This is a genomic window from Rufibacter soli (assembly GCF_054781795.1).
On sequence record NZ_BAAGTS010000003.1, the window covers coordinates 1 to 15,960 of the forward strand.

The window sequence follows — 15,960 nt, forward strand, 5'->3', positions numbered from 1 at the left end:
GAACGGGGAAACGGGCGGTAACCCGGCTTTGGGATATCAATGTGTAGTGGTATTGGGGCCGAAAAAAAACTTTGTCATTTTCGGACATGAGAACACGCACAACGATGCGGATCTGATGTATTCGCTGTTGGACTTTGACACCGATGCAGGCCCGGCCCCACAGCCGCCTGAGTTGATGGTGCTGAACAATACCAGTACCTCTTTTGGGTTCAGGATGCCTACGAAAGAGTTGAACGGCGTGGGCTACACGTTGCAGGACTTGCAGTTGATAAGGGAGTGGAGGATTGATTTGGCCACAGATGCCGCCTTCACTCAATTCGTAAGCGCGGGAACCTTTTACCCCGACCCTAGCCGATTGATGCAGAATTTCAAGCTGCCTTCTACCTATACTTATTTCTACGGATTGACGGCGGGGCAAACCTATTACGTGCGGGTGAAGGCGGTGAATACATTAGGTTCCAGCGCCTACCGCACCCTGACCCATACACTATAACTCTTACCAAAATTTACGACCATGCCTAAGTTATTCCCTAATAAATTATCTATTGCCGCCTTCCTTTTTGGCCTGGCCCTGATCATCATTGGCGTTGGCTCCCTGTTCCAGTACCCAGACCTTCCGGAAGGTGGCTGGTTCTTCATTGTGCTGGGTGCCGGTGTTTCCGGTGGCCTGGCCTACATGAACCTCACCAAGAAAGGGCCCCGCTAATGTGGGCGCTCGTCTTCTTCCTGCTGGCCAGCGTCTGCAAGGCTTTCTCTGACAGCATCGCCCATCACAAGATCCGCTTCGGTGGCTACTGGTGGGACGGGAAGCAGAGCTGGCAGGCCAAATGGAAAGACGGCGACTGGACCCAGGGTGAGGCCTTTCCTTTCTCCAGCACCGGGCTGGTCTTCCTGACCGATGGCTGGCACTTCTTCAACATGCTGCAGCTCTGGTGCTACCTGTTTGCCGCCGTGGCCTTCTATCTTTCAGGCCCTTTCTTCAATTGGTGGGTAGATGTGCTGCTGCTGCACGTGGCCTTCACCGGTTGCTTTCAGGTCTTCTACCGCTGGGTAGTCAGTAACCGCTAAACATGGAAAGCATCAAGGACACCCTGCTGGCCATTGCCGAAGCCATACGTCAGCACATGGCCTACATCCTGGAAACGGGCAAGTACCCGCTGAGCCGCAATAGCTCCAAGCTGCTCAAGACCATGAAGGTGGAGGTGCAGCAGGCCCGTAACGCAAAAGGCCAGTATCAAGGGTTCACGCCTGATGCCAAGCTGGTGGCCTATCTGGAGTTCTACGCTGAGTACCTGGACAAGGGGCGCTACTCCGTCAAAGAGAAACCCGCTATCAAGAAGGTTCCGCTCAGCGTGCTCCTGGCTTGGATCAGCAAGCGCCGGCTCAGAGGCCGGGTGCGCAAGGGCAAAGGCAAGGGCCGCTTTATTTCCAATAACCAGCTGGCCTTCATGATCCAGAATTCCATTTACAAGAACGGGATCAGGGGCCGGCATTTCATCCAGCCTGCCTTTGACAAAGGGGCCGAGCTGTTTGACATCTACATCAACAACCAGCTTCTGGACGACATGACCCATGAGCTGGATACCCAACTGAAATTCAAATAAGGTGGCAAAAATACAACTGAAGGTAAGCTACAGCTACACCGGGAACCAGCAATACGAGCAGTACACGGATTACTTCTATGACGTGACGGTGTGGGAGTTTGACACCGTTACCCGGTCGGTAACCAATACCACCAATGACATCACGCTGCCAGACAGTGCCCTGGCCGAAGACTACAGCCGACCCACCACGGAAAGCTTTTTCTGGGAGTGCCTGAACGGAACCTCTACCCGGCGCGACTATTACCATGACGGGGATGGCAGCTTCACGGTGCAGGACACCGCCAACTCTTCCAGCTGCACCACCGGTGGCGGCGTGCCCGCTGACGGCACCTTTTTGCGCAATGACTGCAACGGGCTTGACCTCCAGCAGGTGCTGGCCGATGGTGCCGGCGGCGAGAAGTGGGGCGTGGTGGTGGAGACCAACGCCGTTTCCTGTGGCTACATCGCCAACCCGGTGTATGGTTGCATTGATTATGAGGCCAGCAACTTTGACCCCAAAGCCAATACCGACAACGGTACCTGCACCTATCCAGCGCCGCTGGCCGTTACCCTGCCAGCTCCTATTGCGGTAGTGGGTAACCCGATGGAAATAGTGCTGCAGAGTACCGCCCGGGGCGCTGGGGTAAGCCGCAAGGCATCGGCAGTACTGACCGTAGGTGCAATGGTAGCCGGTGACCGCGTGACCGTGAACGGCATCACCTTCACCTATGCCCCAATCCCTGCCGCCGGTCAGTTCAGCGATGTGTCTACTCTGGCCCAGGCACTGGAAGACGAAGAGTTGCTGGGTATGCTTTACCTTATCACGCAGCCTACCGCCAACCAGGTGAAGCTGGAAGCCAAGCAAGGGGGAACCCGGTACACGCCCGAAATTACCCACAGCGGCAACTTCGCCCTGGCGCTTACCGCTGGCGTAGATGCGCTGCGCTCTGAGGCGCTGGCCGAATGGGGCTGTTACGTGGAAGTGTGGGCCTGCCAGGGCAAGCTGGGCACCGAGGTAAGTAAATCGGCTGCCACGCTGGCCGGAAGGCTGGAGCGGCTCCGTTTGCCCGAAAACAGCTACCGCTTTGACGTGTCCCAACTGATGGCCAGAGAGCTGGGACATAGCCTGTTTTCGGAAAACGACCGCCTGCAGCCGTACTTCCTACGCTATGGGGAAATCTACACACCCCATGGTCAGACCCGGCGCCGTCGCAAGCCAATGGCAGACACGCCCATCCTCTGGGCCATGGAAGGGGCTTTGCCTCTTCAGCAGGTCAACCAGATTACCGCATCCCGGCTGCTCTCTACCTTACCGGCCAAACTGACCTTACCCCTGCATGGCTTCCAGCACTGCGAGGCATTATATGTTTTAGCCCAAACGGGTACCCTGGAAGTACGGGGCACCTTCACCGCCTATGACGGCACCACCCCGGCAGCTGAGTCGCTGGAGAGCCGCACCATTGGGGCCAACAGTACCTTTGACTACACCTTTGACTACACCTTCGGGGGTGGCACGGTAGGTGGCGTGATGCGCCTACCGCTAGATAGGCTCTTCACCCGGGCGCTGGCGCTGGGAGCCACCAAGAAAGTGATTGCCGCCACCATGGAAGTGCGGGCCGACGGGCAATCGCTGGGCAGCTACAAAGTGAATTTTCAAAAGCTGACCGAGCCCATGCGCTGCCTGGTGTTTGTCTCTTCGCTGGGGGCCTATGAATTCTTCTGGATGGAAGGTATTCCGGAAAACAGCCTGAAGCGCAACGCCGACACCTTCGCCCGTACCCTGCCACCGGTACGCACTTCTTCTTCCCGGCAGCAGGTAGTGCGGTCGGTGGAATTGAACCCGGCCACCGTGCTGCACAGTGGCCTGTTGGACCAGGCCACGTACCGCTGGCTTTGCGCCGAGCTGGCCGCCTCACCAGACGTGTTCCTGTTTGACCCGCTGACCGGGGCCTATACCGCCGCCAATATCACCGACTTTGACACCAAGGCCGATGAGGTGGAAGAAGAGTATTACCTCACCCTTACCCTGGAGCAGGGTTTGCCCCATAACCCGCTGAGAAACTAATGGAAGAGGTAAAGCTATACATCAATGATACCCTGGTAGACCTGCCTGCTGACCTTGCCCGCCAGCTCAGGGTGAGCAAGGGCGGCGCTGACGTGGCCGACATGGAAAGCCGTAGCGGAGATCATTCCTATACGCTGGTGCTGCCACCTACCCGAGTGAACGAGAAGGTTTTTAAGAACCGCACCGATGCCCAGACCACTGGCAAATTCTTCGCGCCTACTCCTTTCCGGGCCCGCCTGGAAGTGGGTGGCCGGGAGATATTAGCCGGCGTGTGGCGCCTGACCGGGGTTAAAGGCGGCTATGAGGGAAAGATTCTTTCCGATGAGGTAGACCTGTTCAGTCAGATTGGCGAGAAGACCTTGCGCCAGCTCACCGCCTTCACCCCCTGGGTTTACCAGGGCAAGCATTCTTTTGTGGGTCTGCTCCCTGCCACCGCCGCCACCTCAGACGTGTGCCTGCCGCTGGTGGCCTACGGGAATTTCTTCGCGCCGGAAAAAGAGGAAGGGGTAGACATTCCCGCTTCTGCCCAGATCCATGCCCCGCTGGAATTGGACGACTATTTGCCGGGCTTCTTCTTTACGCCCATTCTCAAGAACATCTTTGCCTCTGTCGGCTGGCAGGCGCAGGGCGAACCGCTGGAAGACCCGTTTTTCGCCCAGTTGTTCCTACCCTATACCGGTGAGGGCTTTGGCTGGAACTGGGGCGAGCTACTTAAATTAAAGGCTTCGGCGGCCCTGACCAACAATACCAGCGAGGCCGACCGCCAGAATGAGGGGCTGCAGCTGATGGGCTTTGACACGGAAGCCGGCAAGGTGTACTTTTACCAGGTGCTTTCACCGTTGGACTCCTACAATCCCGCCCAGCGGTACCGCCAGTGGGATCAACTGCTTACCCCGGTGGAGGTGTACGCCGCCCGGGTAGAGGCCTCTTATAATGTCACTTTTAAAATAACCTCGCTGCAGGCAACCTACCGCAGCACCGACCCGGGCGGGATCTGGCTGGACCTGCAGTTGGTGCGCGTACCGGTAGGCTATAACCGGGAAACATTGCTGGAGCACTGCGAGGTGCTAGCCAGCAAACGCCTGACCAAAGGAGCCAACGGGGCCTTTACCCTATCTGCCCCTTATGCGCTGGCACAGGAAGGTGACCTGATCTTCCCGATACTGCGCGTCACAGAGCCCCACCCCAGCGCCACCGGTTTGCCGGTGCTGGACTATGCGCTCACCGGCATGGAATTCACCGTCACGCCAGATGAGCAGGCCGGGCCCCTGGCGGTAGACATCGCCGCGAACCTACCGGAGTGGAACGCCAAAGATTTCGTGAAAGCCTTCGTGGCCATGGGGAATTTGCGCTTTCAGGCTGACCCGCTGCGCAAGGTGCTGACCTTCTATTACCATGAGCGGTATGAGTTGCCGGCAGATTTCGCGCTGGACCTTTCCGGACTGGCCGACATCCAGCGGAGTGAGTACCTACCTGCCACCACCGCCCGGCGCTTCGGGTTCCGGTACGCTGAAGACTCCTCTGACGCGTGGCTGGCTATGGAGAAAGAGTTCGGCAACTATAGTGTGGAGAGCGGCAATGCCAACGCAGTAGGGGAGCAGGTGCTGCCTCTTCCCTTTGCCGCCACCCGCACCAGGGTCTTTCAAGTCATGGACTCATTGGGCACTAAAGTAGGTGACATCACGCTGCCCTGCCTGGCCTCGCAGGACCAGCTGGAGGCGCCGCTCAACACGGTGGCCTGGGCGCATGGCTACCTGCCGCGGCTCCTGCGCTACGAAGGCCTTTCACCGGTGGGGCACGTGGTCCCGCTGGCCTTCCTGCCGCAGCGCACCAGCCTGGGCTACGGCGAGGCCTCCTTTGCCCGCTTTGGCCAGAGCAGCACCCGGGGCCTGAGCTGGGAAGAGCTTTACCAGCGCCACTACGTCGGCTACGTGACCCAGGTCAGCAAGGGGCACCTGCTGAAAAACACCTTCGCCCTGGACGCTGACCTCTACCAGCGGCTGCACCCGGCCCGGCCTATTCTGTTTGGTGGCATCCTGCACCGGCTCAACAAAATACAGGGCTTCGCAATCGCTGACCCGCAGGCCAAAGCCGAAATTGAGTTATTCCCCATTATCAAATAAAACACCCCCATGGCACTGACCAAAGTATACACCATTGAGATTGACGGCAAGCAGGCCAATGCCACCGTTGGGCAGATCAAGGCCCAGATTGAACAGCTGGAAGCCGAGATGGACGGCCTGGTGGCCGGCACCAAGGAAGCCGACGCCGCTATTCTCAAGTTAGGCCGGGCCAAGGGAGCGCTCAAGGAACTGGAAGATGCCGTAGATGCCCTGGACCCCAAGCAGAAAGCCGCGGCTTTCCTGGACTTCGGCAACGGAGTGGTGGGCGGTTTTGGCATAATGTCGGTGGCCGCTGAGTCTTTCGGCCTGGCCTCTAAGGGTTCTGCCGAAGAGGTAGAGAAAAAGATGCTGCAGCTCATCACCGTCATGCAGTCAGTGGAAGCCGTGCAGAAAGCGCTCAACTCAGAAACCCAGTCCAACCTGAGAGCCTTCCTGTCTTCTGCCAAAGCGCAGATCGTGGGCATTACCGGGATCGGCAGCAGCTGGACGCTGGCGGGTATCAAAGCCAAGCTGTTCGGCACCACTACCCGCGCCGCCATCACCGCCACCGGCATCGGGATTCTGGTGATCCTGCTGGGCACCATTGTCGCCAACTGGGACAGCATTGTGCGCAAGGTGGTGGAGTTCAAAGACAGCATCGCCAAGAACTTCCCGGTGATTGGCCAGTTCATTGACTTCATCGGCAACAAGCTGCGCGACATCGGTAGCTTTATCACCTTCGGCTTCATAGACGATGCGGCCACGGCCATGGTAAAGAAAGCCGAAGAGGTGGAGAAGCAATTGCTTACCAATAAAACGGAAGCGAGGAAAAGGCTGATCGCCGAGGAAGAGGCCGCTGGCCGGGCTACCTACGCCCTGAAACAGCAGCAGCTCGCCGATGAGATAAAGCTGCTGGACAAAAGCGCAGATGATTACCAGAAGCTGCTGGCTGACAAGCAGAGTGAGGTGCGCGTGCTGAAAAACCAGCATGACAAGCAACTGGCCGCCGATGCCGCCAAAACCGCCAAAGAAGAGGAAGAGAAGCGGAAAGCTGCCCAGGAAAAAGCCAAGAAAGACCATGAGGCCTACCTTCAAAAGCTGGAGGAAAATTTCAACAAGCAGAAAGAGCTGCGGGAAAAGGCCACTTCTGAGGAACTGGCCGCCCGGGAAGAGTCCCGTAACGTGCGTCTGGCCGTGGCAAGGGCCCAGGGAGCCGATGAGGAACGCCTGGCCAAGATTGAGATTGAGAACCTGAAAGACCTGCAGCAGCAGCTTCTGGAACAGGGGGCCAAGGACACCGCCGCCTGGTTCAACAACATCGCGGCCATTCGGGAGAAAGAGTTGCGTCTGGTAGACATCTCCATTGAGAAGCAGCAGAAGGAAACCGACGCCCGCAAGGCTGAGCTGGAAAAGCAGCGGGCTGATAGAGAGCAGGCCATGGTGCAGTTTGCAGACAACATGGAGTTGGACCTTGCTCGCATGAAAGCGTTTGGCGCTACTGAGGAACACCTTAATGCCAAACGTCTATATCATTACCGGGAAGAGGTGGCTCGCCTGGAGAAGCTTGGCGAGACCGGTACTAAGGTATACTTTGATCTTAAGTTAGCCATTTTGGGATTGGAAGACCAGATGAAAAAATCCGGTGGCGTGGTGTCTGATTTCCTGAAGAAGATTTTTGGAGAACAGGCCATGGAGCAGTTTGAGGCCATCTACCAAAATTCGCTTGTGGTTCTGGATTACCTTATCTCTGAAACGGCCTTACGGTTAGATGCCCAGGCTGAGGCCATTGACCAGCGCATGGAGGAACTGCAGGACCGTAAGTCCCAGCTGGAAGATGAGTTGAAAGAATCCCAGAGCCGTCTAGCTGACCTGGAAAAACAGGTAGATGAATCCAAAGGGGCCCGGCGGGAGGCCTTGATTCAGAAAATTGCGAAAGAGCGCATGGAAGAGGCCCGCCTGACCGCTGAAAAGAACAAAGCCGCTGCCCAGGAAGTACGGCTGGCCAAGCAGAAAGAAGAGATTGAGCAGAAACGTCAGGCACTGGAGGCTAAGGGTAGAATAGCGCAGGAAGCCGGTATTGCCATTACCTCAGCTTCTACCGCAGCCGATGCAGTGGGTGCAGCAGTGAAGGCAATTAAAGCAGGGTCTGCAGTACCTTTCCCTGGCAATATCTTAGCTATTGCTGCAAGTGTGGCCGCCGTAGCCGCCGCCATTGCCTCTGCCAAGAAACTGGCCGGCACTATCCAGCAATCCAAGATGGCCAACGGCGGGGCGCTTTATGGTCCTTCCCATGATGCGGGCGGGATTAAGGGAACTGGCCGTTTCTCTAACATTGAAGTAGAGGGCGGTGAGTATGTAGTAAACAAGCATGCCTATGCTAATAACCGTGAGGTGATTGAAAGGATGAACGCTATTGGCAGAAGTGTGCGCTTTGTGGCTATTCCTGCCCACCAGGTGCGCCGCATGGCCGAGGGTGGGGCTTTGCCTGGCAACGGTGGCAGTGCAGCCCCTGGGGTTGCAGATATAGATTCTGCACCACTAGCCACTGAAGAGTTAGCTGCCATCAGAATCTTGCTGCAGGATATTGCCGGTACCAACTCCCAGATTGCCGCCAAGGATTTCAGACCTGTTATCGGCAGACAGGAATCTTACCAGATTGTCCAGGAAGCCAAAGCGGAAGAACGAGACATGACCGCCGGAACCATTTAAGTATAAAAGGCCACCCGCAACGGTGGCCTTTTTCTTTGCTCCTGAAAATATTTTTTCCCTGAAACTGTAATAAACCCACCCTTCTGCATTATCCACACATGAAGCGGAAGCCGACCCCACGGGTTTACCAGTGCCAGATAGATGAGAGCGACGAAAAGACGGGCGTGAGCCTAATCTCTTTTGTCTCCACTCCTGCCATTGAAACGGACTTCATCGCGCTTTCCAAACAGTTAGAGGTACGCCTCGCCCAGGACGAAGCCAAGCAGATCCTTACCGGCCCGGTGCTGATTCCGGACCAGAAGATCTACCGCAAAGACGGGAAGGAGGAATTCTACATCACCTTCAGCGCCGATACCATTGAGCGTATCCGCAACAAGTTCTTCCAGAAAGGCAACACCCACGCCACCAACCTTGAGCATGAGCTGGCACTTGACGGCAACTATGTCGTTGAGTCCTGGCTCATCTCAGATGCCAAGAAAGACAAGGCCGTGGCTTTGGGCTTTGAGGGTTTGCCGGTAGGTACCTGGATGGCTTCCTATAAAGTGCCAGACAAAGAGTTCTGGGACGAGAAGGTAGCCACTGGGGTCGTGAAAGGCTTCTCGCTGGAGGGGCTCTTCTCCATGGAGCAAATAAAAACGCAATTATCTAAAAACGATATGTCACACAAAACCGGTTTCCTTGCCCGCGCCAAAGCCGCCGCCCTGGCCTTCATGAGCGCATTGTCGCTTTCTTCCATGACCCTGAAAGACGGCGGCGCCATTGAGGTAGACGACGAAACCAAAGAGGTTTTCAACCTGAACGAAGAGGGTGAGCGCACCACGGCCCTGGCCGATGGTTCCTATGAACTGGAAGACGGCACCACCATAACGGTGAAAGACGGCAAGCTGTCTGAGGAAACCGCTGAGGAAGAGAAACCTAAAGAGGAAGAATTGGCCTCTACCGTTTTAACCGATGGTACCTATGAGCTGCCGGGCGGTGACGTGCTAAAGGTTGCCGACGGTGCCTACGCCATTGAGAAAGCAGATGCCCCGGCTGAAGAAGAAGAAAATCTTTCCGCTGAACCAGTAGGCCAGACCGCACTTGCGGCCCAGATCACTGAGCAAGAAGCCACCATCGCTTCCCTTACCGAAGCTAACACCAAGCTGGCCTCTGAGAAGGCTGAGCTGGTGGCCAAACTGGCCATGAAGCCAGCCGCCGAGAAGGTGAAGCTGGGCGGTGACAAAGAGCCGGAAGTGAAACTTTCCAAATCACAGCAGCGCCTGGCTGAGTTACGGGCCCAATCCAAAAAGTAATCCCAACCCTTTAAAATAGAATTAACCCATGGAATATAATCCAAAGGTATTTGAAGGTGAGCACGCCCAGGAGATTTTCTCTGAAGTAATTCACCGCAACAACACGGTAGAGAAGAATCTCGTGCGTGTGATGGACAACATCAAGAATAAGACGACTGTCACTTCTATTGAAGGTGAGATTCCTTATTCTGAATACAAGGAAGACATCAGAGAAGCTGACTTGGACAACTACGCTGACTCTATCAAATTAGAGGACAGCACCGTTCAACCTGTCAAGTTGATGGCTTTGACCACCTTCACCATGGATGATTTGCGCAACTCCCGTTTCGCAAAAGACATGAGTGCCGGTGCGGCCAACATCACTTCAAACGAATTTGAGCAGGCGGTATTAACGCACGCCATTCCTCGTCTGGGCAAGAGCTTTGAGAAAATCTTCTGGAACAGCATTACCGCCACCACAAAGGCTACCATTGCTGCAGACGCTACAATCCCTGCCACGCAAAAGGCCTGGGCCCAAGCACAACCGGCTGGCTTCCTGGATGGTGTAATTGCCTCCATGATCGTCACCAAGAAGATTCAGGCTGTAGCAGGCGGCGCCAACTCAGTGGCAACCTTAGCAACAGAGTACGGCAAAGTTTTCTCTGCCATTCCTTCTGAGCTTTTTGATAGCGCTGACTTAGTGATTTTCGCCCCGCTCGCCGACAAGCAAGCTATTCTTCAGGCGAACGCAAGCCAGACCTACCGTGATATCTTCACTGTGGCTGGTGACTCATTCGCCTACCTAGGTACTAAGATTGAGTTTGTTCCAATCCCGGCAGGTATGCGCCTTTCTGGCCGCAGCCAAGACATCATCCTTGCCACCGACTTGCTTTCTGACATCAACACGCTTGAGATCGGCAAAGTGAATAACGTGGGTGACAAGATGTTCCTGAAGCAGGTGTGCACCTTGGATGCCACCGTTGTGGTGCCATCGCAGAAACAATTGTACATCGGTAGCTAATCCTGACCATGGAAGAGAATAAAGACTTAAACCCAGCGGGCACCCAAGGCGGTGCCCCTGCTGGGAACCCTACGCCAAAATCAGATGCCAAGCCTAAAAAAGAGGGTGACCCTCGGGTGAAAGACGTCCTGAACGCGCTGGCCGCTTTCCCCACTTTGGAGGAAGGTTACATCATCAAGCGAGGCATCTACTTTGACAAAGAAGTAGCTGAGTCTTTCCTGGAGGAAGGCGAGAAGTTAATTACCGTTAAACGCCCTGCTAAGAAATAATGGCAAAGCTGACTAAAAGCATCAAACGCGCCAACGGCTACTCCCAGGGAGGGCTCGTTGCCATCATCGCCTTCGCCACCTTTGCGGCCAACGGGGTCACCCTCAATGCGACGCCAATTGTAGGTGTAGACGGTGTGATCACTGATTTGGGCTTGGAAGCAGGCGTAGTGCCTGTAACTCTGGAGTCAGAGATTGACAAAGCCAACTACTCCGCTAACCTGACGGTAGGTGCTGGGCGTTACATAGCCCAGTCATTGGGTTACACCCTTGCCGGGGTAGACCAGGTGAAGAGCACCGCTTTGGAAGACATTGATTTGGTGCCGCACACCTTCGTGGTGAAAGACCGTAGAGGCAAGTGCTTCATCCTGGGTCAGGAAAACGGCCTTATCGCCACGCAGAACAACGCGGGGTCAGGTACTGCCGCCGGTGATCTGAACGGATTTGACGTGATTCTTGGGGGAGCCGAAAACGGACGCCCACGTGAAGTATCCCTTGCTGCTTTCGCCGCCCTCTCTGTTCTGGTAACCACCTAAGATGGTTCGGCACCTCCATAAAGAGTACGCGCAGGCAGGGGTAAAATCCTGCCTGCTTACTTTTTTCCAGCCTGATGCGCCGGTGTTCTATACCTCTGACCAGCTGGACACCATCAGCACGCTCGGCCTCTCCTTTCAGGCGGGCCTTTCCTGTCTGGTGGAAGGTGCCGCCGGAAATCAGTTCGCCGAAACGCAGACCAGTGACCGCAACGGTGACCTCTACCTGCAGGTGGTGAACCTTTCCAACGCCGGGCTCAGCGCCGACAAGCGCACGCTCCTGGCGGCTATCGCCGAGCATAAAGCCCATGCCCTGATTCAGGACTTCCATGGCAACTGGTGGCTCTATGGCCAGAACCGCGGGCTCAAGATCCGCTACAAAACCGACTCAGACACCGGCCTCAGCATTACGCTGGCAGGGGTGGAGCGGGAACCGGCCAGACTGGTTTCCCTGGCCCTGATTCCCGGTTTCCTCAGCTTCCTCAATTAAAGAACCATGCACGCAGAATACATATCCGTAGCGCTAGCTGTGCCCGAGCCGCCCGAGGTGAAGGTGAACAAACAGAAAGGATGGGTGGAATATGGCAAGAAGCACAGCTACTGGGGTGACCTGATCAAGCTGCGCAAGAACAGCCCTACCCAGCGCTCCATCACGGCCACTAAATCCGCTCTTCTGCGTGGCGGTGGGTTCTCCTATGACCGGGAGAATACTGCTCTCCATGAGTTTTTAAAGAACATGGCCGGCAAAGGCAAGCATGCCAATACCCAGCTCTCTGGGGTTGCCGCCGACAAAGGCTTTCTGAATGCCTGGGCTGTGCAGGTGGTATGGAACGAAGACGGTACCGGCATTGCCGAGATGCACCACCAACCCATTCGCACGGTGGCCCCTGAGCCCATGAATGAGGAAGGTGTTATTGAGAATTACTGGCTCTGTCGCGACTGGAGCCAAAACGATAAGGCTAAATACAAGCCCGTGCAGATCCCAGCTTTCAACCCGACCAATGCTTCCAGGGATAAAGTGCAGCTGTATGTGCGCATGAATGCCTCAGATAGCAACGAATACTTTCCGGAGCCTGAGTGTGACGGTGCCTTAAACTACATGCAGCTGGAAGAGGACCTTTCCAAATTCCACCTTTCCAACGTGCAAAACAACTTTGCGCTGGGCAACATCCTGACAGTGCCGGAAGATCCGCAAGACGATGCCGAGCTTGGGACTGCAGCCGATCAACGCAAGAGATTTAAGGCAGATGTAGAAAAGAACTTCGTGGGGCCGCAGGGTAAGAAACTGATGGTGCTGTTTGGCATCACCGGTGACAATGCCGCCAACGTGCTTTCCTACAATGCCCAGAACAACGACACCTTATATGACACCTACTCTGCGCTCTGCGTGGAGAAGATACTGGCCGCCAACCGGGTGACTTCCCCGGTGATTGTGGGCCTGCCTGGCGGTGCCTCTTTGGGTGGTGACGCCAATACCATCCGTGCCGCCTATGAGCTCTACTACAATACCGTGGTGCGCCCTGAGCAGGTGGATATCATTGAAGGCTTCACGGAATTGCTTTCCCATGTGGCCGGCCTGGAACTGAACGGTGACTCTGACACCCCGGCGCTGGACATCGTGACCACCCTGCCGGTGAAACAGACCTTCTCTGAGGGGCTGCTGCAGGACATCGCCGACGTGGATGAACTACGGGCCATGGTAGACATGGAGCCGCTGGAAAAAGAAGAGGAAGAGGAAGAAAGCACAAGCGGTGCCTTCGCCACGCCTACCGCCAATGACCCCAATGCTATGGCCCAGGCCAGCCTTCGCGGCTCAGTGGGCGGGGTAACCGCCATTCTGGACGTGATAGAACGCCTGGGCAAGCAGGTGATAGACCGCGAATCCGCGCTGGGTATTCTCAAGAACCTCTTTGGTTTCACGCAGGAGCAGGCAGAGGAAATTCTGGGCACGCCTAAGCCACTTGCGGTAGGGCAGGAGGTGTAAGTGAACCGCGAACTGGAGAAACTGAAAACGGAGAAGCTGGAGAATTACACCAGTCTCTCCCTCTTGGAGAAAAAGCAGTTTGAGCTTTCAGCAGTGGACGACTTTCTCTTCTGGTCCCGCAAGACCTGGTGCCAGTTCATGTACTTCTACGCCGATAACGCCGAAAACCGCAAGAACGGCCGGGCCGGGAAAGTGACTGACGTGCGCTTCGGCACCCGCAACCTGGATTTAATACCTACCAGGAAGAAGCCCAGAAAGCGCAACCCCAATACCAAGACCGTCCGGTACTTTGACACCGGCAAATTCGGGAAAATCCGAAGTGCTGGCGGCAAGTACAAAACCGCCGATGGTGGGGTGGTGAACGGGATGTGGCGCAGCTTCCGGCGTGACCAGGTAATCATGGTCCTGAAGATATGGTCTTTTGAGCGCAACAAGTTCGTGACCGACTTCTCTGATTTCAACATTAAAGAAACCGCTACCGGTTAACCCCATGGCCCAGAAATACCTTATCACCGCCCAGGACGTCAAAGACCACACCGACGCGCAGCAGAACACCGACAACCAGTTCTTTGAGCCTCGGCTGGCCCGCTGCCAGGAAAAGTACATCCGGCCTGTTTTGGGCAATGCCCTGTATGAACAGCTCTGTGATGCGCTGGAAGCGGAACCGGAAACGCCCATGTCTGAGCCACTGGATAAGCTGCACACGCAGATCATGCCGGTCATGGCTCAGTGGGTCTTCTTCAAGTCGCTGCCCTTCCTGACGGTGAAGGCTACCAACAAAGGGCTGGCCACCTCACAGGAAACGCCCAGCGACGCCGAGCAGCGCCTGTACGCCAAAGAGGCCCGGGAAGAGGCCGAAGACCGCACCAATGACCTGAAGGCCTGGCTAGAGAAGAACAAAGCCGATTACCCCAATTATAACGCAACGCCAAAAGCCTCCCGCCCCCTTGGAGGAATAGTATTTTAAAGCAGATGGGAGCCAAAGAGATGAAGATACTGTGGGATTACTGCCCTTCTGTGGTGCTGGGCATGGGCTCGGCGCAAATGGCTGAGGCCTTGCAATGGCTGCCGGAGCCGGAGAGTTTCTCCAAGGCCGTGATTCTGGCCATTGCTACCGGCGCGGGCGGGGCCCTGGGCCGCTGGGCCTTTAACCGGGCAAGGCAGTGGGCCTTCCATTACATCCAAAGACGCATTTCCAAACCTTAACCCTAAACCCGATGAAACACCTTTTCCTCTGTCTGCTGCTCTGCCTGCTGTCGCTGGCCTGCCGCACCGCCCGGCCCACTGAGCCGCTTATCATCCCACCCGCTGAGTACCATGGTACCATTGGCCTGGCAGTAGACACCCTCGCAGACAATGCGGTGGTGGATTCCCTGCTCATCAAACTGGACACGCTTTCCGCACCCACCAAAGCCGTGATCAGGCACGAGGTGAAGAAGGCGCTGGCCACCCGGCCCCGCCTGACCAAACCTATCTTGCTGGACACATTAGGCATGAAGGTGGAGCTGAGGCAAGTGGGTGACAGTCTCAGGCTTTCCATGATCAGGGAACCTTACACAGTGCAGGTACCGACTTGGCCGGAGCCTGCCCCAGAGAAGAGTTGGCCTGTGGATAAGTGGTACTTCTGGCTTTTCGGCTCTTTGGGTCTGGTCTCCCTGGCGGTCATTGTTAATTCTGCCATTAGGCTTTTCCAGAGATAATGAAGACGTTTCCCCTTTGGCTACGCACCGGTGCCAGGCGCATCGTGCAATGGCCCTTCCAGAATTTCAAGCACTTCTTTATTGCCGGCACCGCTATTCTGGCGGTGGTGCGCTGGAGCCTTGGCTACATTGACGCCACGGAACTGCTGAGCGTGCTTTCCATTATCCTTAAAGTTTTCGGTCTGTCCTGATGAAGATTAAATACAAATACCTGATGCTGCATTGCTCTGCCAACACGGAAGGCAGCAAGCTGACCGGCAAAGACATTGCCGCTTACCATACCAACCCGGTGGCCAAAGGCGGCCGGGGCTGGAAAGTACCGGGCTACAGCCGCGTGATTCGGGTAGATGGTACAGTGGACAAGTTGCGGGACAACAATGAAGACGCCTGGGTGGACGCTGGCGAGATCACCAACGGTGCCACTGGCTTTAATAGCAACACCCGGCACATCTGCTACATCGGCGGGCTGGATAAGAAGATGAACGCCAAAGACACCCGCACCGCCGCCCAGAAAGAAGCCCTCAAGAAAGAGGTGCTGCAGATTCTAAGGGTTTGCCCAGACATCAAGATTCTGGGGCATGGCCAGGTGGCACCCAAGGCTTGCCCTTCTTTCCATGTGCCTACCTGGCTACGGGAGATCGGCGTACCGGAGAAGAATATTTATTAGTGTGATTGTTTGATTTGAGGCCAAAGTAAAGGCCCGCTCTTTTGGGGCGGGCCTTTCTT

Annotated in this window: 19 protein-coding genes; all 19 read left to right on the plus strand. The window is 56.0% G+C overall.

Annotated elements, in window-relative coordinates; genetic code table 11:
- Positions 1 to 493: fibronectin type III domain-containing protein (locus ACYVJQ_RS13355; protein ID WP_460893599.1), on the plus strand; the 493-nt coding region annotated here is incomplete at its 5' end.
- 21 nt (positions 494 to 514) lie between these two features.
- A complete protein-coding gene (locus ACYVJQ_RS13360) occupies positions 515 to 706 on the plus strand; it encodes a hypothetical protein (RefSeq protein ID WP_460893600.1) in 192 nt (63 codons plus the stop codon).
- Positions 706 to 1,068, plus strand: coding sequence for a hypothetical protein (locus tag ACYVJQ_RS13365; RefSeq protein ID WP_460893601.1), 363 nt, complete (start codon positions 706 to 708; stop codon positions 1,066 to 1,068). The genes ACYVJQ_RS13360 and ACYVJQ_RS13365 overlap by 1 nt, the downstream gene beginning before the upstream one ends.
- Before the next feature lie 2 nt (positions 1,069 to 1,070).
- Positions 1,071 to 1,604 carry a hypothetical protein gene (locus ACYVJQ_RS13370; protein ID WP_460893602.1) on the plus strand — a complete coding sequence of 178 codons (534 nt, stop codon included), beginning with the start codon at positions 1,071 to 1,073 and terminating at the stop codon, positions 1,602 to 1,604.
- A 1-nt stretch (position 1,605) separates the two neighbouring features.
- Positions 1,606 to 3,648, plus strand: a complete 2,043-nt coding sequence (locus ACYVJQ_RS13375; RefSeq protein ID WP_460893603.1) for a hypothetical protein — start codon at positions 1,606 to 1,608, stop codon at positions 3,646 to 3,648.
- Positions 3,648 to 5,771: a hypothetical protein gene (locus ACYVJQ_RS13380; RefSeq protein WP_460893604.1), complete on the plus strand. Its 2,124-nt coding sequence runs from the start codon at positions 3,648 to 3,650 to the stop codon at positions 5,769 to 5,771. The genes ACYVJQ_RS13375 and ACYVJQ_RS13380 overlap by 1 nt, the downstream gene beginning before the upstream one ends.
- A gap of 9 nt (positions 5,772 to 5,780) precedes the next feature.
- Positions 5,781 to 8,459, plus strand: a complete 2,679-nt coding sequence (locus ACYVJQ_RS13385) for a hypothetical protein (protein ID WP_460893605.1) — start codon at positions 5,781 to 5,783, stop codon at positions 8,457 to 8,459.
- Positions 8,460 to 8,557: 98 nt separating this feature from the next.
- On the plus strand, positions 8,558 to 9,751 hold the full coding sequence (locus tag ACYVJQ_RS13390; RefSeq protein ID WP_460893606.1) for an XkdF-like putative serine protease domain-containing protein: 1,194 nt from the start codon (positions 8,558 to 8,560) through the stop codon (positions 9,749 to 9,751).
- Between the two features lie 28 nt (positions 9,752 to 9,779).
- Positions 9,780 to 10,751, plus strand: coding sequence for a hypothetical protein (locus tag ACYVJQ_RS13395; RefSeq protein WP_460893607.1), 972 nt, complete (start codon positions 9,780 to 9,782; stop codon positions 10,749 to 10,751).
- An 8-nt stretch (positions 10,752 to 10,759) separates the two neighbouring features.
- A complete protein-coding gene (locus ACYVJQ_RS13400; protein WP_460893608.1) occupies positions 10,760 to 11,020 on the plus strand; it encodes a hypothetical protein in 261 nt (86 codons plus the stop codon).
- The gene (locus ACYVJQ_RS13405; RefSeq protein WP_460893609.1) at positions 11,020 to 11,553 is read left to right on the plus strand and encodes a hypothetical protein; all 534 of its coding nucleotides are present in this window, start codon (positions 11,020 to 11,022) and stop codon (positions 11,551 to 11,553) included. Before ACYVJQ_RS13400 ends, ACYVJQ_RS13405 begins: the two co-directional genes overlap by 1 nt.
- A gap of 1 nt (position 11,554) precedes the next feature.
- Positions 11,555 to 12,040 (plus strand): hypothetical protein, encoded by a 486-nt coding sequence (locus ACYVJQ_RS13410; protein ID WP_460893610.1) that lies wholly within the window; start codon positions 11,555 to 11,557, stop codon positions 12,038 to 12,040.
- A gap of 6 nt (positions 12,041 to 12,046) precedes the next feature.
- Positions 12,047 to 13,534, plus strand: coding sequence for a hypothetical protein (locus tag ACYVJQ_RS13415; RefSeq protein ID WP_460893611.1), 1,488 nt, complete (start codon positions 12,047 to 12,049; stop codon positions 13,532 to 13,534).
- Positions 13,535 to 14,020 (plus strand): hypothetical protein, encoded by a 486-nt coding sequence (locus ACYVJQ_RS13420; protein WP_460893612.1) that lies wholly within the window; start codon positions 13,535 to 13,537, stop codon positions 14,018 to 14,020.
- Positions 14,021 to 14,024: 4 nt separating this feature from the next.
- A complete protein-coding gene (locus tag ACYVJQ_RS13425) occupies positions 14,025 to 14,501 on the plus strand; it encodes a DUF6712 family protein (protein ID WP_460893613.1) in 477 nt (158 codons plus the stop codon).
- A 20-nt stretch (positions 14,502 to 14,521) separates the two neighbouring features.
- On the plus strand, positions 14,522 to 14,740 hold the full coding sequence (locus ACYVJQ_RS13430) for a hypothetical protein (protein WP_460893614.1): 219 nt from the start codon (positions 14,522 to 14,524) through the stop codon (positions 14,738 to 14,740).
- Between the two features lie 11 nt (positions 14,741 to 14,751).
- Positions 14,752 to 15,234 (plus strand): hypothetical protein, encoded by a 483-nt coding sequence (locus ACYVJQ_RS13435; RefSeq protein WP_460893615.1) that lies wholly within the window; start codon positions 14,752 to 14,754, stop codon positions 15,232 to 15,234.
- Positions 15,234 to 15,425: a hypothetical protein gene (locus ACYVJQ_RS13440; protein ID WP_460893616.1), complete on the plus strand. Its 192-nt coding sequence runs from the start codon at positions 15,234 to 15,236 to the stop codon at positions 15,423 to 15,425. The genes ACYVJQ_RS13435 and ACYVJQ_RS13440 overlap by 1 nt, the downstream gene beginning before the upstream one ends.
- A complete protein-coding gene (locus tag ACYVJQ_RS13445) occupies positions 15,425 to 15,901 on the plus strand; it encodes an N-acetylmuramoyl-L-alanine amidase (RefSeq protein WP_460893617.1) in 477 nt (158 codons plus the stop codon). The genes ACYVJQ_RS13440 and ACYVJQ_RS13445 overlap by 1 nt, the downstream gene beginning before the upstream one ends.
- Positions 15,902 to 15,960: the final 59 nt, after the last annotated feature.

Excerpts from the sequence above, each read along its gene's own strand:
- ACYVJQ_RS13440 (WP_460893616.1), top strand. The coding sequence starts at position 15,234 with ATGAAGACGTTTCCCCTTTGGCTACGCACCGGTGCCAGGCGCATCGTG.
- ACYVJQ_RS13370 (WP_460893602.1), top strand. The coding sequence starts at position 1,071 with ATGGAAAGCATCAAGGACACCCTGCTGGCCATTGCCGAAGCCATACGT.
- ACYVJQ_RS13430 (WP_460893614.1), top strand. The coding sequence starts at position 14,522 with ATGAAGATACTGTGGGATTACTGCCCTTCTGTGGTGCTGGGCATGGGC.
- ACYVJQ_RS13405 (WP_460893609.1), top strand. The coding sequence starts at position 11,020 with ATGGCAAAGCTGACTAAAAGCATCAAACGCGCCAACGGCTACTCCCAG.
- ACYVJQ_RS13380 (WP_460893604.1), top strand. The coding sequence starts at position 3,648 with ATGGAAGAGGTAAAGCTATACATCAATGATACCCTGGTAGACCTGCCT.
- ACYVJQ_RS13410 (WP_460893610.1), top strand. The coding sequence starts at position 11,555 with ATGGTTCGGCACCTCCATAAAGAGTACGCGCAGGCAGGGGTAAAATCC.
- ACYVJQ_RS13360 (WP_460893600.1), top strand. The coding sequence starts at position 515 with ATGCCTAAGTTATTCCCTAATAAATTATCTATTGCCGCCTTCCTTTTT.
- ACYVJQ_RS13400 (WP_460893608.1), top strand. The coding sequence starts at position 10,760 with ATGGAAGAGAATAAAGACTTAAACCCAGCGGGCACCCAAGGCGGTGCC.
- ACYVJQ_RS13390 (WP_460893606.1), top strand. The coding sequence starts at position 8,558 with ATGAAGCGGAAGCCGACCCCACGGGTTTACCAGTGCCAGATAGATGAG.
- ACYVJQ_RS13385 (WP_460893605.1), top strand. The coding sequence starts at position 5,781 with ATGGCACTGACCAAAGTATACACCATTGAGATTGACGGCAAGCAGGCC.
- ACYVJQ_RS13365 (WP_460893601.1), top strand. The coding sequence starts at position 706 with ATGTGGGCGCTCGTCTTCTTCCTGCTGGCCAGCGTCTGCAAGGCTTTC.
- ACYVJQ_RS13435 (WP_460893615.1), top strand. The coding sequence starts at position 14,752 with ATGAAACACCTTTTCCTCTGTCTGCTGCTCTGCCTGCTGTCGCTGGCC.
- ACYVJQ_RS13415 (WP_460893611.1), top strand. The coding sequence starts at position 12,047 with ATGCACGCAGAATACATATCCGTAGCGCTAGCTGTGCCCGAGCCGCCC.
- ACYVJQ_RS13395 (WP_460893607.1), top strand. The coding sequence starts at position 9,780 with ATGGAATATAATCCAAAGGTATTTGAAGGTGAGCACGCCCAGGAGATT.
- ACYVJQ_RS13425 (WP_460893613.1), top strand. The coding sequence starts at position 14,025 with ATGGCCCAGAAATACCTTATCACCGCCCAGGACGTCAAAGACCACACC.
- ACYVJQ_RS13445 (WP_460893617.1), top strand. The coding sequence starts at position 15,425 with ATGAAGATTAAATACAAATACCTGATGCTGCATTGCTCTGCCAACACG.